1 protein-coding gene is annotated in these 912 nt (G+C 60.7%); it reads left to right on the plus strand.

Going from position 1 to position 912, the window contains the following annotated elements:
* Positions 1-912 (plus strand): SAM-dependent methyltransferase (locus AC0L26_RS31940; protein ID WP_473636079.1); only part of this gene is annotated, 912 nt, incomplete at both ends.

Raw genomic sequence — 912 nt, forward strand, 5'->3', positions numbered from 1 at the left:
AGGAATCGATCAAATTTATGCCTATCTGATGATGGATGGCCAGATCAGGGCTCTCGTGCAGTTCGGTGTACTCGGGACAGTGACAAGGGATCATTGGGTCGACTTGATCCTCAATGTCGTGCCCCCTGACCAGCTTGACCGCCGGTCCGATCCAGACAGTCACTTCGGCAAACTCGCCCAATTGGCCGAGGACGCGCGGGAGCTGGTTCGGTCGGGCGCCGAACCTGCGGAGCCTCCCGCGGTGCCGCGCCGCGTGCGGGCCAGGCACGACAAGGATCGCACGTCGTTCTGGAACGGCTATTTCGCGACCGAGGATCCCTGGAACTACGGTTCGCCCTACGAGCAGGAAAAATATCAGCGGCAGCTCGAAATTCTGCCTGCCGGTCCCATCGGACGGGCGCTTGAGCTGGCCTGCGCGGAGGGCCATTTCACGCGGCAGCTGGCGCCGCGCGTGGGCCATTTGACCGCAACCGACATCTCCCCGATAGCCGTCGAACGGGCCCGCGCGCGATGCGGCGACCAGCCGAATATCGAGTTCGGCGTACTGGATTTTTCTGCCGACACGCTGCCGGGTGAGATGGATCTGATCGTCTGTTCGGAAGTGCTCTACTATCTGGACGATCTCGCCGAGTTGCAACGCATCGCCAAAAAATTCGTCGAGGCGTTGGCGCCTGGCGGCAGTTTCATCAGCGCACATGCATTCGTGCTGCGTGACAATGTTGAAAGGACGGGCTTCGACTGGAACACATTCGGTGCGCAAGCGATCTCGGAGACGCTGGCAGCGACCGAAGGCCTCGTCCTTGATCAATCGATCCAGACCGATCTCTATCGCATAGACCGCTTCCGCCGCCTCTCACCTGGAGATGTGGCGACGGAACCGATGATTGATCATGTGCCAATCCGCGCGCCCAT

The sequence above is a fragment of the Mesorhizobium sp. WSM4823 genome (genome assembly GCF_055811195.1).